We start from the raw sequence: 26109 nt of genomic DNA, 5'->3' as shown, positions 1-26109 counted from the left end.
TAGCGTCATGGCCATGACGACCTCGACCGCACCTGTCGACGTGGTGCTCCCCTGTCTCGACGAGGCCGCCGCGCTGCCCGGGGTACTCGCGGCGCTGCCCGCGGGCTACCGGGCGATCGTGGTGGACAACGGTTCCACCGACGGTTCGCCGGACGTGGCCACGGCACACGGCGCGACGGTCGTGCACGAACCACGCAAGGGTTACGGCGCGGCCGTGCACACCGGGCTGACGCACGCGAGCGCCGGGATCGTGTGCTTCCTCGACGCGGACGGCTCGCTCGACCCGGCCGAACTGGTGCCGCTGGTGGCGGCGGTCGAGGCGGGTGCGCACCTCGCGGTCGGCAGGCGGGTGCCGGTGTCGCGGGGCGTGTGGCCGTGGCACGCGCGAGCCGGGAACCGCGTGCTGGCAACGATTCTGCGGCGCCGCGGGCTGCCGGTGTCGGACATCGCGCCCGCGCGGGCGGTGCGGCGGACGGACCTGCTGGCGCTGGGTGTGCGCGACCGGGCGTTCGGTTACCCGCTCGAGCTGCTGGTGCGCGCTGCGGACGCGGGCTGGACGGTCGTGGAGCACGACGTCGCGTACCGGCCGAGGGCGGTGGGCACGCGGTCGAAGGTGTCGGGTTCGGTGCGCGGCACGGCGCGCGCGGTGCGGGACATGGCGGCGGTGCTGCGATGAAGGCAGTGCTGTTGGTGGTGGCGAAGGCACCGGTGGCGGGGTTCGCGAAGACACGGCTCGCGCCCGCGGTGGGTGCTCGTCACGCGGCACGGCTGGCGGCCGCAGCACTACTGGACACGGTGGACACCGTGCGCGCGGTGCCGGACGTGGTGCCGGTGTGCGCGCTGACCGGGGACCTCGAGGCGGCAGAGCGGTCGGCGGAGCTGGTGGCCGCGCTGGCGGACTTCGTGGTGCTCCCGCAGCGCGGCGAGGACTTCGCGGACCGGCTGGCGAACGCGCATGCGGATGTGGCCGCGCACTTTCCCGGGTCAGCTGTATTGCAGGTGGGGATGGACACGCCGCAGCTGCGACCGGCGCTGCTGACCGGCGCGCTGACGCAGCTGTCGGAGGCCGACGCGGTGCTCGGCCCGGCGGCGGACGGTGGCTGGTGGGCGCTGGGGCTGCGGCGACCCGAGGACGCCCACGTACTGCGGTCGGTGCCGATGTCGCGGGCGGACACCGGTGAGCGGACGCTCTTCGCCCTGCGGGACCTGGGTTTGCGGGTGGCCCAGCTGCCCGTGTTGTCCGATGTGGACACGGTGACGGACGCGGCCGGGGTGGCGGCGCAGATCCCGTCGTCCCGGTTCGCGCACGCGTTCCGGGAGGCGGTCTGATGATCGACACGCATTTCGAGCCGGGCCTGCTGGGCGAGCGGTGCTGGCTGGAGCTGGCGACGGGCGAGCGGATCAGCCTGCCGACGGAGCGCTGGCGGGCGGCGCCGGACCCGGGTGACGAGCTGTTGCTGAACAGTTGTGGCGGCCCGACGCTGGACATCGGCTGCGGCCCGGGCCGGTTGACGGCGGCGCTGGCGGAACGCGGGGTGCTGGCACTCGGCACGGATGTGTCGCCGGTGGCGGTGCGACTGACGATCGCGGCTGGTGCCCCGGCTGTCCAGCGCGACGTGTTCGAACCACAGCCGGGCGAGGGCCGCTGGCGCCACACGTTGCTGGCCGACGGCAACATCGGCATCGGCGGCGACCCGGTGCGGCTGCTGGGGCGGGTGCGGGAGTTGCTGTGCGTGGGCGGGAGCGCGCTGGTGGAGGTGGATCCGCCGGGCACCGGGCTGCGCCGCGGCCGGGTGCGACTGTCCACAAGCGACACATCGGGCGGTCGCTGGTTCGAATGGGCATGGCTGGGCGCGGACGCGGTCGGACGGACCGCGCGACAGGCCGGTCTGCGGCCGGGCTGGCTCCGCGAAGCAGGCGGCCGCTGGTTCACGGAGCTGATCAAGCCATGACGGAGAGGTCTGACGCGGCCTCCGGCCCCCCGGAATCCAGCGTAACGGCGGACACCGACAAGAACGACCACGAAGGACGAGTTGTCCACAGGGCAAGCCTCCGCGAGCCCGGGAGCGGCACGAGCGCGGCCGCCGGCCCCCCGGAATCCAGCCTAGCCGCGGGCACCGACAAGAACGGCCGCCGAGGCGGAGTTGTCCACAGGTTCCTGCCCTCGCCCGACAGCAGACTCGGCCGGTTCATCCGGCGGGTCCAGCCCGACGAGGCGAACTTCCGCAGTCCCGCCCACCACGAGAAGGTCACCGCCCGCCTGGGCCTCTGGCTCGGGGTCGCGTTCCTGCTCTGCTTCCTCACCGGCCTGCTGAGCCACCTCATCCAGCACCCGCCCGCCTGGTTCGGCTGGCCGGCGCGCCCCGCGAACCTCTACCGCATCACGCAAGGCATCCACGTCATCTCCGGGGTCGCCGCGGTGCCGCTGCTGTTCGCGAAGCTCTGGTCCGTCTACCCGAAACTGTTCAGCCGCCCCGTCATCCGGTCGCTCCCGCACGCGCTCGAACGGCTCTCCATCCTCGTCCTCGCCGGCGCCGCCTTCTTCGAGCTGACCACCGGCATCTTCAACGTCGCCCAGAACTACCCCTGGGCCTTCTACTTCCCCGCCGCCCACTACGCCGTCGCCTGGATCGCCTTCGGATCCGTGGTCCTGCACGTCGCGGTCAAGTTGCCGATCATCCGGCGGGCGCTCGCCACGCCTGTCGATCCGGCGCGACGTTCCTTCCTGCGCACCGGGTTCCTCGCCACCGGAGCCGCGGTCGTCGCCACCGCCGGGGTCACGGTTCCCTTGCTGCGCGACGTTTCCCCGCTCTCCTGGCGGTCCGATCGCGGGCCACAGGGGTTGCCGGTCAACCGTACTGCGAACGCCGCCCGCGTCACCGCCGATCCGGCGTGGCGGCTTGAGATCGTCACCCGCACCGGGATCACGCGGCTCTCCCGAACCCAGCTCGCGGACCTGCCACAGCGCACCGCAGACCTGCCGATCGCGTGTGTCGAGGGCTGGAGCCAGAGCGCCACCTGGACCGGGGTGCCCATCGCCGACCTCCTCGCGCTCATCGGTGCGCCACCTGGCAGCGAGGTCCGGGTCACCTCCCTCGAGCGGCGCGGCGCCTACCGTGTCAGCACGCTTCCCGGTTCCCACACACGTGACCCGGACACGCTTCTCGCGCTGCGGCTCAACGGGGAGACGCTCGCGCTCGACCACGGCTTCCCCGCCCGGATCATCGCGCCCAGCCGCCCGGGTGTCCTGCAGACCAAGTGGGTCCACCGCCTGGAGGTCCTCTGATGCGCCTGCTCCTCGCCCTCACCGGGCTCGCCCTCCTCGGCTACGGCGCCGTCCTCGCCTGGGACTTCGCCACCTCCCGCACCGTCAACGCCGTCCAGGGCGCGGCCTGGTTCATCGGCGGGCCGCTCGTCCACGACGGGCTGGTCGCGCCGGTCGTCGGGCTCGCCGGCCTCGGGCTGAGCCGGGTCCTGCCCCGGCCGTGGCGGGCACCGGTCGTCGCCGGGCTCGTCGTCACCGGGGTGCTCACGCTCATCGGCATCCCGCTGCTGTGGCGGCCCTTCGGCGTCGTCACCAACCCCGGCCTGCACGACCGCGACTACGGCACCGGGCTCGCCATCGCGCTCGGGGTTGTCTGGGCAGGCGTACTCCTCGCCGGATTGGCCCAGCAGTACCGGTCACGATTGGCTCTTGGACAGGACCAATCGGCTTCCTAGTGTTGGCCGCATGACGAACGTGGACATGTGGTTCGACCCGAAGTGCCCCTGGGCGTGGATCGCGTCGCGGTGGTTGCTCGAGGTCGAGCAGGTGCGGGACGTCCACGTGCGCTTCCACGTCCTCTCCCTCGCCGTGCTCAACGAAGGTCGCGAGGTCGAGGCCTGGTACCGCGAGTGGCTGGACGCCGCGTGGGGTCCGGTGCGGATCGCCAAGGCCGTCGAGCAGGAGTACGGCCCCGCCGAGGTCCGCGCCGTCTACACCGCGCTCGGCAACCGCATCCACCTGGACAGGCAGCCCCTCGGCCGCGACCTGTACACCGCCGCGCTGGCCGAGGCGGGTCTGCCGGAGGAACTCGCGGACGCCGCGGACTCGACCGGTCTCGACGACGCGCTGCTCGACGGCAACCGCGCCGGGCTCGGGCCCGTCGGCGAGGACCTCGGCACTCCGGCGATCCACGTGACCCTGCCCGACGGCGAGGTCAACGCGTTCTTCGGGCCGGTCGTCTCGCCGGTACCCCGCGGCGAGGCGGCGGGGAAGCTGTGGGACGGCGTGCTGCTCGTGTCCGGCACACCGGGCTTCTTCGAGCTGAAGCGGGCCCGCGCCCGACCTGTCATCGGCTGAGTCCGCCGACCTCGATCTCGATCACCGCGGCCTTCCCCCGCACCCGGTCCAGGGCCGCCGCGAACTCGTCCGGTGTGCGGACCCGTTCCCCCGCCGCGCCGAACGACCGGGCGAACGCGGCGAAGTCCGGGTTCACCAGGTCGGTGCCGTACTCGCGGCCGGGGAACCGGCGCTGCTGGTGGTCCCGGATCGTGCCGTAGGAGTTGTTGTTGACCACCACCACGAGCGGCGCCAGCCCGTACCGGACCGCGGTCGACAGCTCCTGCGCTGTCATCAGGAAGCACCCGTCACCGGCGAACGCGACCGCGGGCCGGTCCGGGTGCACGAGCTGCGCGGTGATCGCGGCCGGTAGCCCGAACCCCATGGACCCGGACTGCGTGCCCAGGTGCGACGGGAACGTCGTGAAGCGGTGGTGGCGCTGCGGCCACGCCGTGTACGCACCGGCCCCGGAGCTGACCACGGGATCGGGCACCCGCTCGGCCAGCAGGCGCATGAACTCCGCCGCCACCGACGGAGCAGGGCCCCGCAGGTAGTCCTCCCGCAACCGGGACAGCCACGGCGAGGAGTCACCGGAAACGGCGGGCAGCGCGGCCGCGAACCGTGCGGGACCGGCCACGATCGCCAGGTCCGCCCGGTGAACCCGGTGCAGGACAACAGGATCCGGGTGCACGTGGAGCAGCGTCTGCTGCGGCACCGGCACGTCGAGCAACGCGAAGTCGTCGACGGTCAGCGCGTCCGGCCGGGTGCCGACGAACGCGAGCACATCGGCGTCGGCCACGGCGGCCGACAGTCCCGGTGTGGTGCTGAGCCCGAGCGTGCCGACGAACACCGGCGAGCGCGGGTCGACGAGGTCCTGGTGCCGCACCGCGGTGGCGAGCGGGATCCTGGCCGCCTCGGCGAACCGCCGCACGGCGCGGGTCGCCTCGGCCGTCCACCCGGTACCGCCGACCACCAGCAACGGCCGCCGCGCACCGGTCAACGTGGAGACGAACGCCTCGACATCCGCTGCCGACGGCGCGGGCACCACCGGCGGCACCGCGGGCACCACGGGCGCGGCGGTCGACGCGGACAGCACGTCCTCCGGCAGTTCGAGCACCACCGGCCCCGGCTCCCCGGACACCGCGGTCACCATGGCTCGCGCGACGAACTCGGCTGCTCGGTCCGGGTCGTCCACCCGGAACACGGCTTTGGCCAGCGGCGCGTACATCGCGCGGATGTCCACTTCCTGGAACGCCACCCGGTCCCGGTTGCCGGTGGGCACCTGCCCGACGAGCAACAGCATCGGCGCCGCGTCCTGCCGGGCTACGTGCACACCGCCGCTCGCGTTGGTCGCGCCAGGCCCTCGGGTGACGAGACAGATACCGGGCCTGCCGGTCAGCTTGCCGTACGCGGCGGCCATCATCGCGGCCCCGGTCTCCTGCCGCGCGGTGATCAACCGGATCTTGTCGCGGTGCGCGTACAACCCGTCCAGGACCGGGAGATAACTCTCGCCCGGCACACAGAACGCGAGGTCGGAACCGCACTCGGCAAGCTGTTCGACGATCACGTGCCCGGCGAGCCGCATGGTGTCCGAGTGTGCCAGACGGCGAGCGCCGCACGCGGACGAGCGAGGGGTTTACCGTCCGCGTGCGGCGTCGCGCAGAGCCCCGCTTGGAGCTCTTCCCGGCTCGGGGGCATCGAGCCGGAGTTGGTCTCGGCCGCTGACCGCGGCCGAGCGTCAGGTGGGACTCAAGTGGTTCCCGAGACAATCATTGTGGTTCTACCGTCTGACCGGCAAGAGTCGCGTCAACTGTGCGCGAACCGTTGTCCAACTCGAGCCGAACCTTGTCCCCCGGCGCGTGGGAGCGGACCGCGGCCACGAGCGCGTCGGACGTGTCGATCCGGCGGTCGTCGAGCTTGGTGACGACGTCGCCCTGCTTCAGGCCCGCCTTCTCCCCAGCGCTGCCCGCGACCACGTCCGCGATCAGGGCGCCGCCGTCGGCGTTGTCCTTCACGCTCACCCCGAGCACGGTCTGCGTCGCTTTGCCGGTCTTGACGATCTCGTCGGCCGTGCGGCGGGCCTGGTCGATCGGGATGGCGAACCCGATGCCGATCGAGCCACCCTGCCCGGCGCCGGACTGCGGCGAGTAGATGGCCGAGTTGATGCCGACGATCTGGCCCCGCATGTTGACGAGCGGGCCACCGGAGTTGCCGGGGTTGATCGCGGCGTCGGTCTGGATCGCGTCCAGCACGGTCGCCTGCGAGCCGTCCTCGCCACCCGCGCGGGTGGGCCGGTGCAGCGAGCTGACGATGCCGGACGTGACGGTGCCGGACAGCTCGAACGGAGATCCGATGGCCACCACGCCCTCGCCGACCTTGAGCGCATCGGAGCTGCCCAGGTCCACGACCGGCAGCCCGGTCTTGCCGTCGGCCTTGACCACGGCGACGTCCGAGGTCGGGTCGCGGCCGACGATGGTGGCGGTGGCGGAGGTGCCGTCCTGGAACACGGCCTGGATACGACCGCCGTCGGCGGCGCCCTCGACCACGTGGTTGTTGGTCACGATCAGCCCGTCGGAGCTGATGATGAAGCCCGAGCCCTCCCCTGCCGAGGACCGGCCCTGCACCTGCAACTGAACCACGCTGGGCAGCACTTTCTCCGCCACCGCCTCGACCGACCCGGATGGACTGGAGGACGTCTCCTGGGCCGGCGGCTTCTGGTCGAGCGCGTTGGTGACCGGCGCGCTCGCGGTGTTGTCGGCGACGAGGTATCCGCCGAGCGCCCCCGCGCCGCCCCCGGCGAGCAGCGCGAGCACGGCGACGCTCGCGACGAGCGGACCCGAGCCCCTGCGCTGCTGGGGCACGTCGCGCTGGGGCCTGCTGGGTGGGTTCGGGTTGGGAAGGTAGTTCCCCGTCGGCGGTGTCGGCACCCCGGCCGCCGTGCCGAACAGGACCTGTTCGCGCGTTGGTTGACTGTGCGGGCCTGCCGCCCACTGGTTCTGTGGCGAGTACGCCGGTCCCTCCGCCGGCCTGGCCCACCCGCTCTGCTGCGGGACCTGCGGCGCGGCGGCCCATTCGGTCTGCTGCGGCGGGGGCGGGGGGTCCTGTGGCGCGACTGCCCACTCACTCGGCGGGTCCTGCGGCGCGGCGGGCTGAGGCTGTGACTGCGCCTGCTCGCCCTGCGGCGGCGCGGTCTCCCCCTGCGGCCCGGCCGGTGCGGCGGGCTGCTCCCCCTCGGGCCGGTTGTCCTCGGTCATGTGACCACCTTCCGCCTCGGTCCTGAGAACGACCTGAGACCAACCTATGCGGAGTTACAGAATCGGCTCTGAACTCCCGGGCAGCCTCATCGCGATGAGTGCCCCGCCGTCGGCCGATCTACCCGCGAACACCGCACCTCCGTGCCGCTGCACCGCGCTCTTCACGATCGCGAGCCCCAGCCCGGAGCCGGGAAGCGTGCGGGCCTCGTCGGAGCGGTAGAAGCGGTCGAACACGTGCGGCAGGTCCGTGTCCTTGATGCCCGGCCCGGCGTCGGCGACCTGGAGGAACGCGTACCCGTGCGCGGCGGGCCGCAGGTCGACCCGCACGGTCCCGTCGACGGGCGAGAACTTCACCGCGTTGTCCAGCAGGTTCAGCACGGCCCGTTCCAGCGTGTGCGGCTCCCCGACCAGGAACCACGGCTGCAGGTCCACCTCGAAGTGCACGTCACCCGCCCGCCGCCGGGCCCTGGCGAGCGCCTGCTCGACGACCTCGACCATGTCGACGCGCTCGTGCGCGAGCGACGGCGCGTCCTCCCTCGCCAGCTCGACGAGGTCACCGATCAGCTGGGTCAGCTCGTCGAGCTGTGCGCGCAGGTCTTCGTGGATGTCGACGCGGTCGGCCTCCGACAGCTGCGGCGTGTCCGGCTTCTCCGCCGACAACAGCAGCTCCAGGTTCGTCCGCAGCGAGGTCAGCGGGGTGCGCAGCTCGTGCCCGGCGTCCGCGACGAGCTGCCGCTGCCGGTTCTGCGCGTCCGACACGGCGGCCAGCATGGCGTTGAAGCTGTGCGACAACCGCGCCAGCTCGTCGTCGCCCTCGACCTGTATCGGCCGCAGGTCACCGGTACGGGCGACGCGTTCGGTCGCACGGGTGAGCCGCTGCACCGGTCTCAGGCCGGTCCGCGCCACCGCCGTGCCCGCGGCCGCCGCGACCACGACACCCGCGCCGCCTATCAGCAGCAGCACCAGCGACAGGTCGGCGAGCTGCTTCTTCGTCGGCCCCCACGACTGCGCCAGCACCAGCGCCTCGCCCCGGTACGGCACGGCGACCACCCGCGAGTCGGTCTTGCCGTCGGTGCGGATGCTCGGCTCGCCGGTCTTCGCGACGGCGATCTCCTTGGAGCTGATCGGCGGCAGGCTCTCCATCGTGCCGATCAGTGCGTGCCCGGTGTCGTCGATCAACGCCACCTCGACACCCGACAGGCCGAACAGCCCGGCGGGCCACTGGTCGCCGCTCGGGGTCTCCAGGATCAGCTTGTTCTGGACCGTGGCCTGCGCTTTCCCCCACAGGGTCTCGTCGAGCTGCGCGTACAGGTTCTCCCGGACCGTCCAGTAGGCGCCGAGCGACACCAGTGCCACCGCGCCCGCCACACAGCTGGCCGCGAGCAACGTCACCCGCGACCGGAGCGACACCCGCTGCTTCGCTGGTGCAGGCGCCCCGGACAGCAACATCACGGAGGCGTCTCCCGCAGCACGTAGCCGATGCCGCGCACGGTGTGGATCAGCCTCGGCTCACCGTCGGCCTCGGTCTTGCGGCGCAGGTAGCCGATGTACACCTCGAGCGCGTTGCCGGAGGTCGGGAAGTCGTAGCCCCAGACCTCCTCCAGGATGCGGCTGCGGGTCAGCACCTGCTTGGGGTGCGCGAGCAGCAGCTCCAGCAGCGAGAACTCCGTGCGGGTCAGGCTCATCGACCGGTCGCCGCGCTTGACGTCCCGCGTGTTCGGGTCGAGCTCCAGGCCCGCGAAGCTCAGCACCTGCGGCGCGGGCCCGGTGGTGTCGAACGTCCGGCGGCGCAGCAGCGCACGCAGGCGGGCGAGCAGCTCCTCCAGCGCGAACGGCTTCGGCAGGTAGTCGTCGGCACCCGCGTCGAGCCCGGACACCCGGTCCGACACCGTGTCCCGTGCGGTGAGCACGAGGATCGGCAGGTCGTCGCCGGTGCCGCGCAGTCGTCGGCACACCTCGAGCCCGTCCAGTCGCGGCATCATCACGTCGAGCACCATGGCGTCGGGCCGGGAGTTCGTCACCGACTCGATCGCCTGCTGACCGTCGCTGGCCAGGTCGACCTGGTAGCCGTTGAACTGCAGCGACCGCCGCAGCGACTCGCGAACGGCCCGGTCGTCGTCGACAACGAGGATGCGCATGCGGTCAGTGTTACCCGCCGTGCTGAGACGCGCCTGAGAAGGGTCAGAACGAATCGGCCATTCGGGGTAGCCGGGGTGCGCCGGTGAGGAGGTCCAGGACCCGTGCCGCGGTCGCGTCGCCCTCCAGCAGACCCGCGCGCCGCAGCATGGCCGTGTCGGCCGAGCCCGCGAACCACGGCCCGAGCGCGCGGGCGTGCAGCCGCACCGTGCCCTGCCCGCCCGGCACGCAGACGACCTTGCCGCCGTCGACGACGATCCGGTGCCTGCCCGCCTGCCACGACGCGTGCTCGTCGGCCACCTCGATGTCCACGGCCATGTCCGCGAGGTGCGCGGCGATCGGCCACCCCCGTGCGGCGACCGCGGCGGGCAGGTCGACGACCCGCAGCATCCACGGGTGGTTGCGCACGTCGTACAGCACGGGCTGCGGCACGATCAGCTGCCACCAGGCGGGATCGTCGATCCGCAGCGAGATCTCCTCGATGATCCCGGACCAGCGCGCGAGGTTGGTGAACAGGCCGAGCACGGTGTCCAGGTCGTCGGCGACGAGGTCGTGGATCGTGAGCTTCTCGCCTTCCGGTCGCTGGCCGGTGAGGTAGCCGCGGACCGTGCCGTCTGGCCCTGGCGCGACGTCCACGATGTCCAGGTCGAGGAGCCGTTCGCGCTGGAAGGCGTCGGTGTCCCGGTCGAGCATGCCGTCGACGGTCTGCGCGAACCGCCGGTAGCAGTCGTGCAGCGCGGGCAGGTCGTCCTTGGTGGCGCGGCGCATGACGAGCCGTTCCGCCGGTTTGGGCAGGAACGTGAAGTGCTCGGGCCGCAGCGCGACGCGCTCGTAGTTGCCCGTCTGCTCCCAGCCGCGGCCGCGGTAGAGCGGCGGCACCGACGGGTACAGCGCCGACACGCACTGCCCTCGGTCGCGCATCTCCGGGAGGATCGCGCCGACCAGCGCGTTCGCGACGCCGTGCCCCCGCGCGGCAGGCGCGACGGCCACGTTCGCGACGCCGCCCATCGGCACCGCGGCGCCGCCGAAGTACTGCTGGTAGTCCCGGACCTTCACCGTGCCGACGACGCGGTCGTCCAGCTCGGCGATGAGCCCGTGCCAGCCCGGCTGGTTGGACCACAGGTCACCGGACCTCGGCTCGCGCGGGCCGCCGAACGCCAGCCGGGACATCTCGTAGATCTGCTCGTCATCCTCTTCGCGGGGCGGCCGAACGATCACGTGTGCTCCCTACCTCAGGTCCAGTCGAAGAATCCCCGGCCAGTCTTGCGACCCAGTTCGCCGCGCGCCACCATGTTTCGCAACAGGTCCGGTGGGGTGAAGCGCGGTCCCAGCTCACGGGTGAGGTGCTCGGCGATGGAGAGGCGCACGTCGAGGCCGACGAGGTCGGTGAGCCGCAGCGGGCCCATGGGCCAGCCGTAGCCCAGCCGCATGCCGGTGTCGATGTCCGCCGCGGACGCGACGCCCTCTTCGAGCATGCGGATCGCCTCGAGCCCGACCACCACACCCAGCCGGGAGGTGGCGAAGCCGGGCGAGTCCCGCACCTCGATGACCGACTTGCCCAGCGACTCGCCCCACGCGCGGGCGGCGCGGACCTGGTCGGCGCTCAGCCCGTCGTGCACGACCAGTTCGAGCAGGGCCTGCACGGGCACGGGGTTGAAGAAGTGCATGCCGATGACGTCGTCCCCGAGCTGCCGCACCGACAGCGAGGAGGTGTTGGAGGCGAGCAACGCGTCCGGGCAGGCTTCCCGGATGTCGGCGAGCACCTGTTTCTTGAGCGGCACGTTCTCGGGCACGGCCTCGACGACGAGTTCCGCGCCGCGCGGCAGGTCGGCGATCGCGGGCACGACGTCGAGGTTGGCGAGCAGCTCGTCGGCGGTCCCGTCGAGCTTCCCGCGCTCCTCGGCCTTCCGCAGCGACCGCGCCACCGCCTCCCGCGCCGCGGCGGCCCGCTCTTCTCCGGCTTCGGCGACGGTGACCCGGTCCCCGGCGGCGAGCAGTACGTGCGCGATGCCCGCGCCCATGGTCCCGCCACCGACGACCGCCGCGGAGCGCGTCACTCAACCACCTCGGCGGAGAACATCGCGACGAGCTCCATGCCCCCGATCTCGGTCAGGTTGGCACCGGAGACCTGCCACTCGGGGGAGGCGAAGGCGGCCTTCATGGCGTCCTTGGACTCGAAGTACAGCTCGGCGATCAGGTAGGGCTCGGACCCTTCGAGGAAGTTCGGCACGAACGTGCGCGTGACCTTGCCGATCTCCTGCCGGACCAGCCCTGGCACCTTGTCGATCAACGGTTTGTGCTGCTCGAAGTAGGCCTTCTCGAACACCTCAGGATCGGCGGGTTGCTTGTACAACGCAACATACTTGATCATGTGACACTCCTCGCGTAGACCGGCGGTCGAACTGTAATAGCTGCGGACGAGGCACGATAGCGCCGTGCGGATCATCCTGCTGCGTCACGCGGAAAGCCTCGGCAACGTCGACGAGCTCGCGTACACGAGAACCCCGGACCACGCCCTGCCACTGACCGCCCGGGGCGAAAGCCAGGCGAGAGCGGCCGGGCCGGCAGTACGCGGGCTGCTGCACGGACCGGCGGCCGCCTACGTGAGCCCGTACATCCGCGCCCAGCGGACTTTCGCCCTGCTCGACGTTCCCACCGAACGCGTGATCCCGGAACCCCGCCTGCGCGAACAGGACTGGGGCAACCTGCAGGACCCGGTGGAGCAGGAGCTGGAGAAGCGACGCCGCAACGAGTTCGGCCACTTCTTCTACCGCCTCCCCCACGGCGAGTCCGGCGCCGACGTCGACGACCGGGTGGCGTCGTTCCTGAACGAGCTGGAAATCCGCATCGCGAAGGACCCCTCCCACCCGAACACGGTGGTGGTGGTCAGCCACGGTCTCACGATGCGCCTGCTGTGCCGCCGCATGTTCTCGTGGAGCATCGACCTCTTCGAGTCGCTGTCCAACCCCGAACACTGCGCGATCCGCGTCCTCGACCACGACGGCACCCGCTGGCACCTGAACGAGCCGTTCACCCAGTGGCGGGACTCCCCGGACGGCACGAAACAACTGGCCGATCTCCCACAACACTGAACCCGCACCGTCGAGGTGCGCGGGAACGCTGGGCGCGGATCGCGCAGGTGTGGTCGAGTCCGTGCAGGCGGCCTACAACAGTCCACGCCGGGCAGCCGCGACCAAGCGGCCTGGCACCTTGAGCTTCCTGCCGTCCGGGGTCGTCACCTCCACCAGTTCCGGGGCCGTGGCCTTCCACTGCGCGCGGCGGGACCTCGTGCGGCTGCGGGACTTCTTCCGCTTCGGAACGGCCACCTACTTGCCTCGCTTCCCGTAGCGGCGGTGGAACTTCTCCACCTGGCCCGTGCTGTCGACGATCCGCCTGCCACCGGTCCAGAACGGGTGCGAGTCGGCGGTGACGTCGACGACGATCAGCGGGTAGCGGTTGCCGTCCGGCCATGCGACGTCCACTGTGGACGTCGCGGTGGAGCGGGTCAGGAACTGCATGCCCGTCAACGCGTCCCGGAACACGACCGGGTGGTAGTCGGGGTGGATGTTCTTCTTCATGCCTTGTCCTCCAACGGTTCCCGTGCGGTGAACGGGTCTTCGTAGCGGTCCCAGTCGGCCGCCAGCTCCTCGTCGCTCAGCAGCGCATCGCGCAGCGTCGCGACCAGGTGTCCCGGCGACGCGTCGTGCGAGATGATCGCGATCTCCTGCATCCGGTCGCCCCACCTCGGGTGCCATTCCACGGCCGCCTTGGCGCGGCGCTCGGCACTCGCCCTCGGCCACGCGTCGTCGCCAACCGCGGCGAGCCACGCGCCCGCGTGGCCGACACGCAGTCCGCCGCCCGCGGACTCCAGCCACAGCGCGACGTCCGGCTGCGTGGCGACCCAGATCCGGCCCCGTGCGCGGACCACGCCCTCGAGCAGCACGTCGATGGCGTCGTGCAGGCGGCCGGGGTGGAACGGACGCCGTGCCTCGAAGACCGTGATCGTGACGCCGCAGTCGGGGTCCAGCGGCGGGCTCCAGCGCAGCAACGGCGCGTGCGCGTCGGTCACCTCACCTCGGCGGGCGTCGTCGGGAATGGCGTCGAGCAGCCGGTGCACCGAGGACGCACGCGGCGCGGTCGGCGCGAGCCGGTCGAGCACGGCGGCGGTGCGGGTGGCGGCCCACCCGTCGGCGGCCTGCCCGGTCACGACGATCGCGTCGGCGAACTCCACCTGTCCGACCGCGACCTGGGCGAGCGTGCGGTCGTCGCCCGGGGTGAGGTCGAGTGGTTCGTCGCCGGTCGCGGCGGCGAGCCAGCGGCCTTCGTCGACGACCGCCACCACGGCCTCGATCGTGACGAGATCGGTGATGGTGGCGTCTCCGACCAGCGCGTGGTGCAGTGCCCAGCAGACCGGTTCCGGTTCCACGCCGGGGTCGAGTTGCAGGACGATCCGCCGCACGTCGGGTTTCGCGGCGAGCGCGTGCAGCAGCGGCAGCGTGTCCTCGCGCAGCGTGCAGGAGACGCACCCGTGCGCCAGTTCCAGGATCGTCTCGCTCGGCACGCCGTGTTCGGTGCGCACGCTTCGGCGGACGATGCCCTCCGCGAGCGCGCTCATGTCGTGGTGCACGACGACCGTGTCCGGCTCCGCGTGCAGAAGCCGGCCCGCGACCCAACCTGTCGCGCCGCGGTCCAGCCCCGTGACCAGCACCAACCGGGTGTCTCGCACCACAGCCTCCCCACTATCGACAATCATTGTCATTACCGTACAGTGGAATAACTGAACATGGAAACCGTTACCTACAACTGGAGGTGTGATGTCCGCGGTATGCCAGGTCACAGGCCGTGCGCCCGGCTTCGGCAAGCAGGTGTCGCACTCGCACCGCCGCACGTCGCGGCAGTGGCGGCCGAACCTGCAGCGCCGCAGGTACTGGCTGGCGAGTGAAGGGCGGTGGATCCGCCTGCGGGTGTCCACCAAGGGGATGAAGGTGATCGACCGGCGCGGCATCGAGTCGGTGGTCGCCGAGCTACGCGCGAAGGGACAGCGAATCTGATGGCACGCAACGAACTACGGCCGATCGTGAAGCTCCGCTCGACGGCGGGCACCGGCTACACGTACGTCACCAGGAAGAACCGCCGCAACGACCCGGACCGGATGGTGCTGCGCAAGTTCGACCCGGTGGCCCGCGAGCACGTCGAGTTCCGCGAGGAACGCTGATGGCGAAGACGTCCAAGGTCGTCAAGAACGACCGGCGGCGCGAGGTCGTCGCCCGCTACGCCGAGTGCCGTGCGGAACTGAAGAAGACCATCGCGGCTCCGGCGTCGACGGACGCCGAACGCGAGGCGGCGGCCCGCGAGCTGCGCCGCCAGCCCCGAGACGCGTCGGCAACCCGGATCCGCAACCGGGATGTCGTCGACGGCAGGCCTCGCGGCTACTTCCGCGCGTTCGGCCTGTCGCGGGTGCGCCTGCGGGAGATGGCGCACCGCGGTGAGCTGCCCGGCGTCAGCAAGTCGAGCTGGTGAGGCCGCGGCAGGGTGCGCCACGTAAGAAGCGGAACCTGCTGACGCACGAAGGTGTTTCCACTGTGGACTGGAAGGACGCGGCACTGCTGCGCAAGTTCATCTCGGACCGGGGCAAGATCCGCGCCCGCCGGGTGACCGGCCTGGCCCCGCGACAGCAACGGCAGGTCGCGACCGCGATCAAGAACGCGCGGGAGATGGCGCTGCTGCCGTATCCGGGCAGCGCTCGCTGAGAAGGCGCTCATTGCAGCGGCGGCCTCCGTCCCCCTCGAACCACGCTACGGCACACCACCGACAAAACCGGTGCTCACCGCGGGTTCTGTGGACAACCACAGCCGCTGTGGACAACCAGCCTCGCACGACCGCCGAGTGTCGGTGCTCGCCGCTAGGCTGGATTCCGGGGGCCGGAGGCCGCCCACAGGCCACCCTGTGGACAACTCGGCTCGCGGCCCCGGTCGTTGTCGGTGCCCGCCATTACGCTGGATTCCGGGGGCCGGAGGCGCCCGCACGCCACCCCCTGTGGACAACTCGGTTCACGACGCCCGTCGATGTCGGTGCCCGGCGCTACGCTGGTGATCGGGGGCCGGAGGCCGCGCCGGTCACGGCAGCAGCAGTGTCTTCCCCACCGTCTGACGTGCCGCGATCGCCTCGTGCGCTTCCACGGCCTTGTCCAGTGGGAACGTCTGTCCCACCAGCGGTGTGATCGTCCCGTCCACCGCCTTCGCGAGCATCTCGGCGATCGCCGACGACTGGTCGACGTCCTTGCCGATGTCCAGGATCGATACCACCGTCACGCCCTCACGCGCGGGTTCGGTCTTCGCGAAGTCGCCCGCCGACGACCCGTACGCCAGGAACCGGCCGCCCGTACGCACCAACTGGTACGCGGCCGTGCCGATGTCCCCGCCGGTCCCGTCGAGGACCACGTCCACCGCGCCGACCTGCTCTGTCCACTCCGGAACGGAGTAGTCGACCGCCTCGTCCGCGCCCCACTCACGGATGAAGTCGAGCTTGCGCGCGCCCTTTGCCGCGCCGACGACCACCGCTCCGGCCGCCTTCAGCATCGGCACCAGCAGCGTGCCCAGGCTGCCGCCCGCGCCGGTGATCAGCACCCGCTCACCCGTCCGCACGTCCGCCGTCTTCAGCGTGCCCACCACCATCGGGCCGTCGTGCAGCAAGGTGAGCGCCTCGGGCAGTCCGAGCCGGTCCGGTACCGGCACGACCGCGGACACGGGCACCGCCGCGCGCTCGGCATACCCACCGGTCGGCGTCATGCCGTTGTTCTCGCCGGTGTAGGCGAGCACGCGCCGCCCCACCCACGACTCGTCCACGTCCGCGCCAACCTCGCGCACGACACCCGCGACCCCGTTGCCCGGCACGTACGGTGGCTCGACCTGGAACCACTCCTTGCCCCAGCCTGCGCGGATCCGCGTGTCCACGAACAGCACGTCGACCGCCGCGACGTCGATCACCACTTGGCCGGCTCGGGCCACGGGGTCGGGCACCTCACGAACGGCCAGCACCTGGGGTCCGCCGTGCTTCGTCACCTCTACAGCTCGCATGCGGCCAGTCTTGAACCTCAAGCAAGGTAGAGGTCAAGCGATAAGGCCACCCCGGTAGGCCACGAGCGCCGCCTGCACCCGGTTCACCGCGCCGATCTTGCCGAGCACCGCGGACACGTACCCCTTGACCGTGGCCTCCGACAGGTGCAGCGCGCTGCCGATCTCCGCGTTGGACAGCCCCTGCCCGATGAGCGCGACCACTTCTCGCTCCCGGTCGGACAGAGACGCCAGCAGGCGGCGCGCAGGCTCCGCCGCTCGCTCACCGTCCGCAACCGCGGACAGCACGCGTGCGGCGACCTTCGGGTCGAGCACCGCGCCGCCGCGCGCGAGATCACGCACGGCCTTGATCAGCACGGCGGGCTCGGTGTCCTTTAGCAGGAAGCCGCTCGCGCCGATGCGCAGCGCCTCCTGGACGTACTCGTCGACGTCGAAGGTGGTCAGCATGGAGACGACCGGCGGGTCCGGCAGAGCACGGATCTTACGCAGAGCGACGATCCCGTCCGCCGAACGCATCCGGATGTCCAGCAGCACGACATGTGGTCGATGCTGCCGTGCCAGATCGGCGACGTGCACGCCGTCGTCACACTCGGCGACCACCTCGATGTCACCGGCGCTGGTCAGAATTGTGCGTAGTCCTGAGCGGACGAGATCTTCATCATCCGCGAGCAGCACCTTGATCACGAACGCCTCCCCGACAGTGGGCGGTCATGGCGGGTCTACTTGACAGTAATGATCGTACCCCGTTGCCGTGAGTGACCAGCGGTTATGCGGGCTTCATCGCATCCCGCAGCTTGACCTTCGCCCCACTGCGCATCACGGCGTTGGCGTAGATCCGCCCTGCCAGCCACACGAGCAACGGGATCAGCACGATGACGAGTCCGACCGAGACGATCATCTCCCACACCGGAACACCACCCATCGCGAGCCGCATCGGCATCAGCGTCGGCGCGAACACCGGGATGACCGACAGCACCTCCGCGAGCGTGTTGTCCGGTTCCGATGGCAGCACCGAGATGCCGACGACGTAACCGACGATGACGAACATCAGCGCGGGCGTGATGACGCCACCGACGTCCTCCTGCCGGGACACCAGGGCCCCGAGCGCGGCGAACACCAGCGAGTACATGACGAAACCGAGGATGTACCAGACGATCAGCCACACCACCGTGCCGATGGCGGCCGACACCGGTATCGACAGCACGTCGAGCGCCAGCGCCGCGATGAGACCGCCGCCGCCGACCACGACCATCTGCACGAACCCGACGAACCCGATGCCCAGCACCTTGCCCGCCATCAACTGCCACGGCCGGATGGTCGACAGGAGCAGCTCGACCACGCGGCTGGACTTCTCCTCGACCACACCCTGCGCCACCAGCTGCCCGTTCAACAGCAGCGACATGTAGATCAGAACGCCCGCGATGATGCCCAGCACGAGCTGCTCCGGCTGGTACGGGTAGGGCTCCTCCAGCGGCTCGACGTCCACCTGCGCGCTCGCGACCGACGACTGCACCTGTGCCGGGTCACCACCGAGCTCGGCGATCTCCTGGTTGAGCGCGAGCTGCCCGGCGAGCACGGTGAACGCGTTCTTGAGATCGCCGTCGAGATCCTTCTCGACCACGACCCGCAGCGGCTGATCGTCGTCGCCACCGACGAGCAGCGCGTCGAGCGTCCCGTCGGCGACCTGTTCGCGGCCCTCCTCCTCGGAGACGACCGTGGTGTCGACGCTCTGCCCGATCTGCCCCGCGGTGGCCTTCAGCGGCTCGGCGAGCGCCTGCGTCTCCTGCGTGACGCCGACCGTCTCGCCCGACCCTTCGCTCAGCTTCATCACCAGCGCGAACCCGATGAGCAGCACGAGCGTCGCGACGGTCGTGATGATGAACGCCTTCGACCGCATCTTCGTGGTGACCTCCCGGCTCGCGACGAGCCGCACCGCTTCCCACGCCCCCAGCCGGACATCCGGAGTGCTCATGCCGTGACACCTGCCTCGTTCCGCTCGGCGCCCGGCGCCGCGTCCTCGTCGGTCTCCTGCGTCACCACTTCGCGGTACAGCTCGGTCAGCGACGGGCGCTGCCTGCTGAACTCGGTCACCGGCCCGGTCGCCAGCGCCGCGTGCAGCACGGCCTGGTCGTCGGCCCCGTCACCGAGTTCGAGCACGGTGCGGTCACCGTCCTGCTCGCGCACCGTGACCCCGGCCAGTCCGGCGGCCCAGCCCGGCGCGGCGTTCGGCGCGACGACGACCAGCTCGGCCGCCCCGCCCGAGCGCAGCTCGTCGACCTCGCCGATCGCGACCATCTGCCCACTACGGATGATCCCGACGCGGTCGCAGAGTCGTTCCACGAGTTCCAGCTGGTGGCTGGAGAACACCACGGGGATGCCCTCGGCCGCCTTGTCCAGCAGCACCTTGCTCATCACGTCGACGGCGATCGGGTCGAGCCCGGAGAACGGCTCGTCCAGCACGAGGATGCTCGGGTTGTGCACCAGCGCGGCAGCGAGCTGCACGCGCTGCTGGTTGCCCAGGCTCAGGTTCTGGACGTCGTCGCCCTGCCGGTGCGCGACACCGAGCCGCTCGGTCCACTCCTCCGTAGATGCCTTCGCGTCCTTGGCGGAAAGGCCGTGCATCCTGGCGAGGTAGATCAGCTGCTCGCCGACCTTCATCTTCGGGTAGAGCCCACGTTCCTCCGGCATGTACCCGATGTGCCGCCGCGTTTCGAGCGTGATCCGCTCACCGCCCCAGCGCACCTCACCGGAGTCCGCGGCGAGCACACCGAGAGTGATGCGCATCGTCGTGGTCTTGCCTGCACCGTTGCTGCCGACGAAACCGAACAGCTCTCCCGCGCGTACGTCGAATGTCGTGTCCCGCAACGCGACCACATCGCCGTATCGCTTGGAGATGCGGTCGATCTCCAACCGTCCGTCACCCAACTCGGACCCCTCCCCAAAAACACACCGCCGTCGGAGGAACCCTAGTACGCGACGTCAGCTCTGACGCAGTGCACCGATGTTGAAACTCACCCCCTGATCGTCGCTGCACGAGGCATGCCAACCGGCCGAATTCGGTTGTGTGTCGCCCGCGGTGCCACCGGCGTCACGGATGCGCCGCGCGGCCTCGTCGACGTCGGCCACCCGGAAGTACAGGTCAGGACGTCCGGCGTGATCAACGAACACACCACCCGGCGGTTCGGAGTTCTCGATGTTCCACCCGTTCGGATGGGAGCCGGTCGACAACTCCCAGCCGAGCACCGCTCGGTAGCGCTCCAACGCCGCGTCGTCCGCGACCGGGACGACGAAGTAGAAGAGGTCACCTTCCGCGCATTTGGGGTTGTCCTGCGCATACCCGTCCGCGGGCTGCCACAGCGCGAGCAGGCCGCCCTCGGCCTGACAACTCCACCCGGACTTCGACAGCACGGGGTCGGGCGCCTCCCTGCCGAGCTCACGCAACAGCGCCACGGCCGCCGCCGCGTCCGGCACCTCGAGGTACAGGTCGGTGCCCGGCTCGCCCTCGGCCAGACCGCCAGCAGGCGAACTGCCCTGGATGTGGTGGTCCTCGGTGTAGCTCCAGCCGAACACGGCTGTGTAGAAGTCCTTGGCACGCGCCAGGTCCGGCGCGCGGATCACGTAGTACATCGTGCTCCCATCACTGGGTCCACTGGTGGAGCGCCAGACGCCACTCGCCGTCCCGGTGCACGAGCACCGTCGACACCGCGACCGACATCGGTCGTTCGTGCTGCTCGTGCATGACCGTGGCGCGATGCGTGAGCACCGCCGTCGACTCTCCAATGTGGACAATATGCGGATCGGTCAGTTCGTACTTGTGGTACACGGGATGGTCGACCATCGCGGCGACACACTGGGCTTTCGTGTATGTGTTGCCCTCACCGGGAAAGATCAGCATCGCCTCGTCAGTGAGGTTCCGTTCGAAGAACTCGACGTTCCCCTCCGCTATCGCGTCCAGGAAGTCCCCCAGCCGGGCGAGCAGCATCCGTTCCAGTGAGTGCCGGGCGAACCCGGCTAAAAGCCCCGCCCAGTTCGCTTTCTCCCAGCCGCCGTGCCGCACGACGACACGGGTGCCGCCCCGCACCGCCTCGAAACGGACCTCCACATCCGTCCGCTCCGCCGGATCGACACCGGGCGGGCCGTAGCTGAAGGCAAGCCGCGGCCCCGGCTCCCATGTGGACACCCGGCCGACCTCGGTGTCGCCCTGCATCAGCGCACCGTTCTCGAAGCGCAACTCCCCCTCTGTCTCACCCCACAGCGAGCGGTCCGCACGCCACCACGCGGCGATGTCCCTGGTGAACAGGTCGAACGCGGTGGCCGGGTCGACCTCCACCTCGACCGCCACGTTGGCCTCGGTCATTCCTGTTTCCTCTTCTTCGCGTAGTCGGAGAAGGCGTCGAGCTGTTCGGTCCAGAACCCCTCGACCTGGTCGAGCCAGGCACGCAGCGCGAGGAACGGCTCCGCCCGCAGCTGGTAGACGCGCACCCGCGCGTCCTCGTCGAGCGCGCGGACCTCCACCAGCCCGCAGGCACGCAGCACCCGTAAATGCCGGCTGATCGCCGGGAAGCTCATCCCCGCCGAGTCGGCCAGTTCCCCAGCCCGTCTGGGCCTCTGCCGCAACTCGTCGACCACCTGCCGCCGTACGGGGTCTGCGAGCGCGACGAGCACCTCATCCACTTCAGTACGCACAATGACAACTATTAACGCTGTCGTTAAGTATGTCAAGCGGGTCCGACAAGGCTGTGGATGACTGCTTCCGGTCAGCCGCAGCGCCGGGCGGCGGGCCGTCTTCCAGCGGCGAACGCGGCCGGCGGCACGCCCATGAGGTGGCGGAACTCGCTGGTCATGTGCGACTGGTCGTAGTACCCGGCCCCGGCAGCGACATCGGCCCACCGGCCCTCGGACGCGAGCACCGTCCGCACCCGGTTGATCCGCGCGAAGTGCTTCGGCGAGAGCCCTACGCCGTCGGCGAACAGAACCCGTAACCGGCGCTCACTGACGTGCAGCCGCCGAGCCGTCGCCGCGACCCCCTCGTCCGCCAGCAGGTCGGCCGCCTCCGCGACCAGGTCGTCGTCCACCCGGCGCCCGGCGAACGCGGCCGCCAGCGCGCCGACCGGGTCCTCGATGAGACCGTCGACGTCCAGCCCAGGCAGCGCACCCACCGGGACAGCCCGATCGGCGAGGTCCCGTACAGGTCGGCTGAGCAGGGCTTTCGCACGCCCAGCCCGCAGGCGCACCCGGACACACGACGGCCCGGGGTCGGCGACGTGGTACGCCGCACGGGTCCTCGGCCCCATGACGATCACCTCGCGCGGTAAGCCCGGGACAGTGCGCACCACGAGCGTCGTGGCGTGGTCCGGCACGTCCACCGCGTCCACACCCGACGCGGCGGCCACGTCGATGCCCGCAACCCACGGCCGCAGCTCGTCGGGCACCACATGCGTTCCCATGTCGCCACGGTAACCGCGACCACCGACATCCAGATGTGCCGAAACTTCCTATAGGCAGTCGTGCGCGGGACGCGACAGTCGGCTCATGATCCTTGTCACCGGTGCCACCGGCACCATCGGCGGCCACGTCGCCCGGCTCCTGACCGACCGGGGCGTGGCGTTCCGCGGCATGTCACGCAACGACCTGCCGAACGGCGTGCGCGCCGACTTCACCGACCCGGAGTCGCTAGCCACGGCCGTCGCCGGGGTTGAGGCGGTCTTCCTGGTCACCGTGCCACCCGTCCCGTCGGCAGAGCACGACATCGCACTGGTCACCGCGGCGAAGGCAGCGGGCGTGCGGAAGATCGTGAAGCTGTCCGCGATCGGCAGCGGGGAGCCGTTCGACGGCACCACCGTCGGCGGTTGGCACGTGGCAGCGGAGGAGGCGATCGCGGCCAGTGGGCTCGCGTGGACCGTGCTGCGACCGCCGAGCTTCGCGTCGAACTTCCTGCAGTACCGGGAGTTGATCGAGGCCTCCGATCCGCTGCCGAACGTGTTCGGTGCGGCCCGCCAGCCAGTCGTGGACCCACGCGACGTGGCGGCTGTCGCGGTGGAAGCGCTCCTCGACAGCGCTCATGACGGTCGGCGGTACGACGTGACCGGACCGGAGCTGCTCACGTTCAACGATCAGGCGGCGATCCTCGAACGCGTACTCGGCCGTCCGGTGAAGACCGTCGACGTCGACCTCCGAGGCCAACTCGCGTCCTTCGGCATGCCGCCGGAAGCGATCGAGCAGGTCAGCGTGGGTGCCGCCTGGGCATCAGCCGGCGGCACGGAGTACGTGACCGAGCACGTCAGCCGCATCCTCGGCCGCCCGGCGAGCACGTTCGAACAGTGGGCGAGGGACCATCGAGCGATGTTCGCCGCAATGCGGTGACATCCCGCCCCCGGCTGCCGCTAGGCTGTCGGGGCAACGCCCTCGTAGCTCAGGGGATAGAGCACCGCTCTCCTAAAGCGGGTGTCGTAGGTTCGAATCCTACCGGGGGCACCACGTCTGACCAGCACAAACAAGGCCCACGATCAGCGCTGACGCTGTCGTGGGCCGTGCTGTTCCGGTGGTCGTCAGCCGGCTGTGCCGAATACGTGCCGCATCTGGACCGCTGGCGCCTGGTCAGACCGTCCGAGGACCGCAGGTCAGCCGGCCATCGCGGTCAGGAGCGTGGCGAGGTCGGCGAAGAGCTCCTGTTCGGTCAACGCCACGAGTTCCCCTCCGGTCTTCTTGAAGCCGCGGATCTCGATCAAGGTGTAGTGGGTGCCGTCAAGGGTGTAGCCGGCCTGGAGGAAGCCCATGCCTTCCCTGAGTGAGTAGTGGATGGCGTAGCCACCGTCGCCGACGGGCAGTTCATACAGCGGTCCACGTTGGTAGCCGTCGCCCGTGGTCCGGTCCGACAGCGACTTGAGATCATTGCCCAACTTTGTCGACATTGCTGTCCTTGGCCAGCGCTTCGACGCCGACGGTTATGTCACGCTCGACGTAGCCTTCCTGGTGGTAGTTCTCGGCGTCCTCATCGGCGATCGGCTCGAAGACGCACGTGTTGCCGTCCTTGCGCTTGACGCCCAGCTGCCCGGCCGCAGCGGCGGCCTTCCCGCAGACCTCGTCCGTCGCCCCCGCCGGCGGCTCGAGGTCCCGCAGCGCGGCCAGGATCGGGCTCTCCTGCAGGTTCGGCGCGGTGATCTGCGGCTTTCCAGGCTGTCCCTCCCCGCTGAGCGCCATCAGGACATCGGTGATCTCCCGATAGGTGGTCTCCTCGGTGAGCGGCTCGCTCGGCGGTGGCTCACCGACCTCCCCGCCGACGTGTTCGATGGAGCCCCACACCGAGATCATCAGCACGTCACCGCCCGACCGGAAGACCGCCTCGGTGTCGGCTCGGTTCATTCCCTGGGTGTCGGCTTCCCGATGGAAGATGAACCCCACGTCGCCGGCGGGAAACTGCTCGATCTTGCTCAGCCGGTAATCGGGGTTGTCCTTCTGGACGTCCCTTTCCCCGGTCGCCTTGTCCAGGAAGCGCTGATACCGCTCCTCCGCGTTGTCCCGCCAGACAGCGACATCCGCCCCGATCCGGTACGAGCCGTCTTCCAGCAACGACAGCGCGGGCGTGATGGACCGGCAGTAGATCCCGCCTTCCGTGGTTCCTTCGGTCGACCGGCTGTACCCGCGTTGGATCATCACCTCCTCGACACTCCCGCACATCGCGGCGGCACCTCCGCCATAGCCGAGCTTGTCCGGGTCGGGAACGGCCAACGTCTCGAGGTTCGGGTTCTTCGGCAGGTCGCTCTGGCTTGCCGCGGACGAGCCGCCGTCCCGCTGCCACAGCCAGACACCCCCGGCGATCCCAGTCACCACCGCGACGGCCACGACTGTCGCGATGACGCCACGCCGCCCGCGTTTCGGCCGTTGCGCCTCTCCCATCGGCGGTTGGGCCGGATAGGGCTGGGGGCCGGGGTAGCCGTACTGGTTCGGCGGCTGCTGCCGCGGTGGTGGCCGGTAGGACATGTGCGGGAAGGCTAGGTAAGCGGCGGTCCTCGTGTTGTCCGGCGAACGCCCTACAGACCCGCCCGCAGTACCCTCTGGCTGAGGCGACCACCCGTCACGTGGAGGAACGATCCGAGAGTTCTCGCCCGCGTTGTCCCCGCTCTGGCGTGCCGCGCACGACCGGTTGTCGTCGGGGCGGTCGGTGAGCCGGATCCGGGTCGGGCCGTTGACCGAGGAGCAACGGGTCGCGTTGGCGGACCTGCTCGGGATGGATCGGCTGCCACCCGAGCACGTGTCGGTGGCCGTGACGAGGCTCGACCACGTGCTCGCCGAGACGGGTGACGGCCTGCGCGACGTGGTGACGCGGCTCGTCGGGCCGCTCGACGACCGGGCCGGGCGGCGTGCCGAGGCGGCCGAGGCGCGGGCTGAACTGTGGTCATGGCTTTCGCACCACCCCGTGGTGGGCGCGCAGCCCGCCTTGCTCGACTGGGTCGAGTTCGTCCGCAGGACAGGACTGGTCGGTGGTTCGGTCGCGCGCACCAGGACGACGCTCGAGCAGGTGCTACGGGTGCTCGCCGAACTGCCTGCCGCCGGGGTGCCGCTGCCGGTACTGGCGGAGCGGACACTGCGGGATTCGCACGCTCTGGACGACGGGACCCGCTGCTCCACGCTGGTGCTGCGGGCACTGGCCGCGATCTACGAGACGCCCGCGCCGTCCGACGTGGCGCAGCGGCGCCGGCTCTGGGAGCGGGCGGGGGTGGCCGACGACGAACTGTCGTCCGTGGTGCTGGTCGCGGGGCTTCGACCACCCGAACAGGGACTGGTCAGCGCGATTCTCCGCCTGTGCGCGGACGCCGGACAGGTGGCGGCACTGACGCTCGGGCAGGTGCGGGTGACGACATGGCCGGCCGGGCTGCCGGAGATCGTGTGGGTGTTCGAGAACCCGAGCGTCGTCGCGGTGGCGCTCGCCCGGTTCGGCACGAGGTGTCCACCGATGGTGTGCACCTCCGGCTGGCCCAACAGCGCGGGAATCCTTGTGCTGCAAGGACTCTCTGCGGCAGGGTGTACGCTGCGCTACCACGGAGACCTCGACGGTGAGGGGCTTCGCATCGCGGCGAACGTGGCGTCCCGCACCGGGGCCGTGCCGTGGCGCATGTCCACGGACGACTACCTCGCCGCGCTCGGTCCTCATGCGACCGGCCCCACGGTCGGGCGGGTCACGGACGCGCCCTGGGACGCGGCGCTCGCCGACCGCATGCGCGAGCACGGCATTACCGTGAGCGAGGAACGCGTCGCGGACCTCCTCATGGAAGAACTGCACAGATACCGCCCAACCGCATGAGTTCCGTTTACCGATCGGCTGGCG

33 protein-coding genes and 1 tRNA gene are annotated in these 26109 nt (G+C 70.6%); 14 read left to right on the top strand and 20 right to left on the bottom strand.

The window, feature by feature from the left end; all coding sequences use genetic code 11:
- The first annotated feature begins 13 nt into the window (after positions 1-13).
- The 6 genes from FHR82_RS36340 to FHR82_RS36315 all read left to right on the top strand — a co-directional run bounded on the left by FHR82_RS36340 (position 14) and on the right by FHR82_RS36315 (position 4342).
- Positions 14-676 (top strand): glycosyltransferase family 2 protein, encoded by a 663-nt coding sequence (locus FHR82_RS36340; RefSeq protein ID WP_184815178.1) that lies wholly within the window; start codon positions 14-16, stop codon positions 674-676.
- A complete protein-coding gene (locus tag FHR82_RS36335; protein WP_184815177.1) occupies positions 673-1329 on the top strand; it encodes a TIGR04282 family arsenosugar biosynthesis glycosyltransferase in 657 nt (218 codons plus the stop codon). Before FHR82_RS36340 ends, FHR82_RS36335 begins: the two co-directional genes overlap by 4 nt.
- On the top strand, positions 1329-1952 hold the full coding sequence (locus FHR82_RS36330) for a class I SAM-dependent methyltransferase (RefSeq protein ID WP_184815176.1): 624 nt from the start codon (positions 1329-1331) through the stop codon (positions 1950-1952). Before FHR82_RS36335 ends, FHR82_RS36330 begins: the two co-directional genes overlap by 1 nt.
- 239 nt (positions 1953-2191) lie before the next feature.
- Positions 2192-3286, top strand: a complete 1095-nt coding sequence (locus FHR82_RS36325) for a molybdopterin-dependent oxidoreductase (RefSeq protein ID WP_311771471.1) — start codon at positions 2192-2194, stop codon at positions 3284-3286.
- The gene (locus FHR82_RS36320; protein ID WP_184815174.1) at positions 3286-3720 is read left to right on the top strand and encodes a hypothetical protein; all 435 of its coding nucleotides are present in this window, start codon (positions 3286-3288) and stop codon (positions 3718-3720) included. Before FHR82_RS36325 ends, FHR82_RS36320 begins: the two co-directional genes overlap by 1 nt.
- Positions 3721-3730: 10 nt before the next feature.
- Positions 3731-4342 (top strand): mycothiol-dependent nitroreductase Rv2466c family protein, encoded by a 612-nt coding sequence (locus tag FHR82_RS36315; RefSeq protein WP_184815173.1) that lies wholly within the window; start codon positions 3731-3733, stop codon positions 4340-4342.
- On the opposite strand, the gene FHR82_RS36310 is transcribed toward FHR82_RS36315, so the two are convergent.
- From FHR82_RS36310 to FHR82_RS36280, 7 genes are all read right to left on the bottom strand, one after another.
- Positions 4332-5906: a thiamine pyrophosphate-dependent enzyme gene (locus FHR82_RS36310; protein ID WP_184815172.1), complete on the bottom strand. Its 1575-nt coding sequence runs from the start codon at positions 5904-5906 to the stop codon at positions 4332-4334. The two genes, FHR82_RS36315 and FHR82_RS36310, sit on opposite strands and share 11 nt — an antisense overlap.
- A gap of 184 nt (positions 5907-6090) precedes the next feature.
- The gene (locus FHR82_RS36305; protein WP_184815171.1) at positions 6091-7575 is read right to left on the bottom strand and encodes a trypsin-like peptidase domain-containing protein; all 1485 of its coding nucleotides are present in this window, start codon (positions 7573-7575) and stop codon (positions 6091-6093) included.
- Positions 7576-7629: 54 nt separating this feature from the next.
- The gene (locus FHR82_RS36300; RefSeq protein ID WP_184815471.1) at positions 7630-9024 is read right to left on the bottom strand and encodes a HAMP domain-containing sensor histidine kinase; all 1395 of its coding nucleotides are present in this window, start codon (positions 9022-9024) and stop codon (positions 7630-7632) included.
- Positions 9024-9713, bottom strand: coding sequence for a response regulator transcription factor (locus tag FHR82_RS36295; RefSeq protein WP_184815170.1), 690 nt, complete (start codon positions 9711-9713; stop codon positions 9024-9026). Before FHR82_RS36295 ends, FHR82_RS36300 begins: the two co-directional genes overlap by 1 nt.
- A 43-nt stretch (positions 9714-9756) precedes the next feature.
- On the bottom strand, positions 9757-10929 hold the full coding sequence (locus FHR82_RS47760) for a GNAT family N-acetyltransferase (protein WP_184815169.1): 1173 nt from the start codon (positions 10927-10929) through the stop codon (positions 9757-9759).
- Positions 10930-10943: 14 nt separating this feature from the next.
- Positions 10944-11768, bottom strand: a complete 825-nt coding sequence (locus tag FHR82_RS36285; protein WP_311771446.1) for a 3-hydroxyacyl-CoA dehydrogenase family protein — start codon at positions 11766-11768, stop codon at positions 10944-10946.
- Positions 11765-12082 carry an EthD family reductase gene (locus FHR82_RS36280; RefSeq protein ID WP_184815168.1) on the bottom strand — a complete coding sequence of 106 codons (318 nt, stop codon included), beginning with the start codon at positions 12080-12082 and terminating at the stop codon, positions 11765-11767. Before FHR82_RS36280 ends, FHR82_RS36285 begins: the two co-directional genes overlap by 4 nt.
- A 64-nt stretch (positions 12083-12146) precedes the next feature.
- On the opposite strand from FHR82_RS36280, the gene FHR82_RS36275 reads away from it, so the two are divergent.
- Positions 12147-12803, top strand: coding sequence for a histidine phosphatase family protein (locus FHR82_RS36275; protein WP_184815167.1), 657 nt, complete (start codon positions 12147-12149; stop codon positions 12801-12803).
- Positions 12804-12875: 72 nt separating this feature from the next.
- Here the strand turns inward: FHR82_RS36275 and rpmF are convergent, their stop codons facing one another.
- Genes rpmF through mrf form a run of 3 tightly spaced genes read right to left on the bottom strand, consistent with a single transcriptional unit; the run spans position 12876 to position 14437 of the window.
- Positions 12876-13037, bottom strand: a complete 162-nt coding sequence (gene rpmF, locus FHR82_RS36270; RefSeq protein WP_184815166.1) for a 50S ribosomal protein L32 — start codon at positions 13035-13037, stop codon at positions 12876-12878.
- Entirely contained in the window at positions 13038-13289 is a 252-nt protein-coding gene (locus tag FHR82_RS36265; RefSeq protein ID WP_184815165.1) for a type B 50S ribosomal protein L31, read from the bottom strand.
- A complete protein-coding gene (gene mrf, locus FHR82_RS36260; RefSeq protein ID WP_311771445.1) occupies positions 13286-14437 on the bottom strand; it encodes a ribosome hibernation factor-recruiting GTPase MRF in 1152 nt (383 codons plus the stop codon). Before mrf ends, FHR82_RS36265 begins: the two co-directional genes overlap by 4 nt.
- Positions 14438-14525: 88 nt before the next feature.
- Between mrf and rpmB the strand changes: the two genes are divergently transcribed.
- Genes rpmB through rpsR form a run of 4 tightly spaced genes read left to right on the top strand, consistent with a single transcriptional unit; the run spans position 14526 to position 15461 of the window.
- On the top strand, positions 14526-14762 hold the full coding sequence (rpmB, locus tag FHR82_RS36255; protein ID WP_184815163.1) for a 50S ribosomal protein L28: 237 nt from the start codon (positions 14526-14528) through the stop codon (positions 14760-14762).
- On the top strand, positions 14762-14926 hold the full coding sequence (rpmG, locus tag FHR82_RS36250) for a 50S ribosomal protein L33 (RefSeq protein WP_184815162.1): 165 nt from the start codon (positions 14762-14764) through the stop codon (positions 14924-14926). The genes rpmB and rpmG overlap by 1 nt, the downstream gene beginning before the upstream one ends.
- On the top strand, positions 14926-15231 hold the full coding sequence (gene rpsN / locus FHR82_RS36245) for a 30S ribosomal protein S14 (RefSeq protein ID WP_184815161.1): 306 nt from the start codon (positions 14926-14928) through the stop codon (positions 15229-15231). Before rpmG ends, rpsN begins: the two co-directional genes overlap by 1 nt.
- Positions 15228-15461: a 30S ribosomal protein S18 gene (gene rpsR, locus FHR82_RS36240; RefSeq protein ID WP_376706466.1), complete on the top strand. Its 234-nt coding sequence runs from the start codon at positions 15228-15230 to the stop codon at positions 15459-15461. The genes rpsN and rpsR overlap by 4 nt, the downstream gene beginning before the upstream one ends.
- A gap of 366 nt (positions 15462-15827) precedes the next feature.
- Here the strand turns inward: rpsR and FHR82_RS36235 are convergent, their stop codons facing one another.
- The 8 genes from FHR82_RS36235 to FHR82_RS36200 form a co-directional block, all read right to left on the bottom strand.
- Positions 15828-16787, bottom strand: a complete 960-nt coding sequence (locus FHR82_RS36235; RefSeq protein WP_184815160.1) for a zinc-binding dehydrogenase — start codon at positions 16785-16787, stop codon at positions 15828-15830.
- 33 nt (positions 16788-16820) lie between these two features.
- Positions 16821-17468, bottom strand: coding sequence for a response regulator (locus tag FHR82_RS36230; protein ID WP_184815159.1), 648 nt, complete (start codon positions 17466-17468; stop codon positions 16821-16823).
- An 82-nt stretch (positions 17469-17550) separates the two neighbouring features.
- Complete coding sequence (locus FHR82_RS36225; RefSeq protein ID WP_184815158.1) at positions 17551-18756, bottom strand: ABC transporter permease; 1206 nt, start codon at positions 18754-18756, stop codon at positions 17551-17553.
- On the bottom strand, positions 18753-19709 hold the full coding sequence (locus FHR82_RS36220; RefSeq protein WP_184815157.1) for an ABC transporter ATP-binding protein: 957 nt from the start codon (positions 19707-19709) through the stop codon (positions 18753-18755). The genes FHR82_RS36225 and FHR82_RS36220 overlap by 4 nt, the downstream gene beginning before the upstream one ends.
- Before the next feature lie 54 nt (positions 19710-19763).
- Positions 19764-20411 (bottom strand): VOC family protein, encoded by a 648-nt coding sequence (locus FHR82_RS36215; RefSeq protein WP_184815156.1) that lies wholly within the window; start codon positions 20409-20411, stop codon positions 19764-19766.
- A gap of 10 nt (positions 20412-20421) precedes the next feature.
- Positions 20422-21141, bottom strand: coding sequence for a DUF4440 domain-containing protein (locus FHR82_RS36210; protein WP_184815155.1), 720 nt, complete (start codon positions 21139-21141; stop codon positions 20422-20424).
- Positions 21138-21470: an ArsR/SmtB family transcription factor gene (locus FHR82_RS36205; protein ID WP_184815154.1), complete on the bottom strand. Its 333-nt coding sequence runs from the start codon at positions 21468-21470 to the stop codon at positions 21138-21140. The genes FHR82_RS36210 and FHR82_RS36205 overlap by 4 nt, the downstream gene beginning before the upstream one ends.
- A gap of 71 nt (positions 21471-21541) precedes the next feature.
- Positions 21542-22231, bottom strand: coding sequence for a helix-turn-helix domain-containing protein (locus tag FHR82_RS36200; protein ID WP_184815153.1), 690 nt, complete (start codon positions 22229-22231; stop codon positions 21542-21544).
- Positions 22232-22316: 85 nt separating this feature from the next.
- Here FHR82_RS36200 and FHR82_RS36195 point away from each other — a divergent pair, with 85 nt between their 5' ends.
- Both FHR82_RS36195 and FHR82_RS36190 read left to right on the top strand, forming a co-directional pair.
- Positions 22317-23147 carry an NAD(P)H-binding protein gene (locus tag FHR82_RS36195; RefSeq protein ID WP_184815152.1) on the top strand — a complete coding sequence of 277 codons (831 nt, stop codon included), beginning with the start codon at positions 22317-22319 and terminating at the stop codon, positions 23145-23147.
- A gap of 38 nt (positions 23148-23185) precedes the next feature.
- A tRNA-Arg gene (locus tag FHR82_RS36190) sits at positions 23186-23261 on the top strand.
- 143 nt (positions 23262-23404) lie between these two features.
- Here the strand turns inward: FHR82_RS36190 and FHR82_RS36185 are convergent.
- The gene (locus FHR82_RS36185; RefSeq protein ID WP_184815151.1) at positions 23405-23695 is read right to left on the bottom strand and encodes a hypothetical protein; all 291 of its coding nucleotides are present in this window, start codon (positions 23693-23695) and stop codon (positions 23405-23407) included.
- Positions 23673-24626 (bottom strand): hypothetical protein, encoded by a 954-nt coding sequence (locus FHR82_RS36180; protein ID WP_184815150.1) that lies wholly within the window; start codon positions 24624-24626, stop codon positions 23673-23675. The genes FHR82_RS36185 and FHR82_RS36180 overlap by 23 nt, the downstream gene beginning before the upstream one ends.
- Before the next feature lie 319 nt (positions 24627-24945).
- Here FHR82_RS36180 and FHR82_RS36175 point away from each other — a divergent pair, with 319 nt between their 5' ends.
- Positions 24946-26085, top strand: coding sequence for a TIGR02679 family protein (locus FHR82_RS36175; RefSeq protein WP_311771444.1), 1140 nt, complete (start codon positions 24946-24948; stop codon positions 26083-26085).
- Positions 26086-26109 lie beyond the last annotated feature (24 nt).

The sequence above is a fragment of the Actinophytocola algeriensis genome (assembly GCF_014203735.1).
GTDB lineage: Bacteria > Actinomycetota > Actinomycetes > Mycobacteriales > Pseudonocardiaceae > Actinophytocola > Actinophytocola algeriensis.
The sequence above is the reverse complement of the archived record's forward strand: the minus strand, read 5'-3'. Positions and strand labels throughout refer to the sequence as shown.

Bases quoted from the DNA above. Each gene is read 5' to 3' on its own strand.
- FHR82_RS36340 (WP_184815178.1), top strand. From the start codon at position 14: ATGACGACCTCGACCGCACCTGTCGACGTGGTGCTCCCCTGTCTCGAC.
- FHR82_RS36335 (WP_184815177.1), top strand. From the start codon at position 673: ATGAAGGCAGTGCTGTTGGTGGTGGCGAAGGCACCGGTGGCGGGGTTC.
- FHR82_RS36330 (WP_184815176.1), top strand. From the start codon at position 1,329: ATGATCGACACGCATTTCGAGCCGGGCCTGCTGGGCGAGCGGTGCTGG.
- FHR82_RS36320 (WP_184815174.1), top strand. From the start codon at position 3,286: ATGCGCCTGCTCCTCGCCCTCACCGGGCTCGCCCTCCTCGGCTACGGC.
- FHR82_RS36315 (WP_184815173.1), top strand. From the start codon at position 3,731: ATGACGAACGTGGACATGTGGTTCGACCCGAAGTGCCCCTGGGCGTGG.
- FHR82_RS36310 (WP_184815172.1), bottom strand. From the start codon at position 5,906: ATGCGGCTCGCCGGGCACGTGATCGTCGAACAGCTTGCCGAGTGCGGT.
- FHR82_RS36305 (WP_184815171.1), bottom strand. From the start codon at position 7,575: ATGACCGAGGACAACCGGCCCGAGGGGGAGCAGCCCGCCGCACCGGCC.
- FHR82_RS36300 (WP_184815471.1), bottom strand. From the start codon at position 9,024: ATGTTGCTGTCCGGGGCGCCTGCACCAGCGAAGCAGCGGGTGTCGCTC.
- FHR82_RS36295 (WP_184815170.1), bottom strand. From the start codon at position 9,713: ATGCGCATCCTCGTTGTCGACGACGACCGGGCCGTTCGCGAGTCGCTG.
- FHR82_RS36280 (WP_184815168.1), bottom strand. From the start codon at position 12,082: ATGATCAAGTATGTTGCGTTGTACAAGCAACCCGCCGATCCTGAGGTG.
- FHR82_RS36265 (WP_184815165.1), bottom strand. From the start codon at position 13,289: ATGAAGAAGAACATCCACCCCGACTACCACCCGGTCGTGTTCCGGGAC.
- rpmB (WP_184815163.1), top strand. From the start codon at position 14,526: ATGTCCGCGGTATGCCAGGTCACAGGCCGTGCGCCCGGCTTCGGCAAG.
- rpmG (WP_184815162.1), top strand. From the start codon at position 14,762: ATGGCACGCAACGAACTACGGCCGATCGTGAAGCTCCGCTCGACGGCG.
- rpsN (WP_184815161.1), top strand. From the start codon at position 14,926: ATGGCGAAGACGTCCAAGGTCGTCAAGAACGACCGGCGGCGCGAGGTC.
- FHR82_RS36235 (WP_184815160.1), bottom strand. From the start codon at position 16,787: ATGCGAGCTGTAGAGGTGACGAAGCACGGCGGACCCCAGGTGCTGGCC.
- FHR82_RS36225 (WP_184815158.1), bottom strand. From the start codon at position 18,756: ATGAGCACTCCGGATGTCCGGCTGGGGGCGTGGGAAGCGGTGCGGCTC.
- FHR82_RS36215 (WP_184815156.1), bottom strand. From the start codon at position 20,411: ATGTACTACGTGATCCGCGCGCCGGACCTGGCGCGTGCCAAGGACTTC.
- FHR82_RS36210 (WP_184815155.1), bottom strand. From the start codon at position 21,141: ATGACCGAGGCCAACGTGGCGGTCGAGGTGGAGGTCGACCCGGCCACC.
- FHR82_RS36200 (WP_184815153.1), bottom strand. From the start codon at position 22,231: ATGGGAACGCATGTGGTGCCCGACGAGCTGCGGCCGTGGGTTGCGGGC.
- FHR82_RS36195 (WP_184815152.1), top strand. From the start codon at position 22,317: ATGATCCTTGTCACCGGTGCCACCGGCACCATCGGCGGCCACGTCGCC.
- FHR82_RS36185 (WP_184815151.1), bottom strand. From the start codon at position 23,695: ATGTCGACAAAGTTGGGCAATGATCTCAAGTCGCTGTCGGACCGGACC.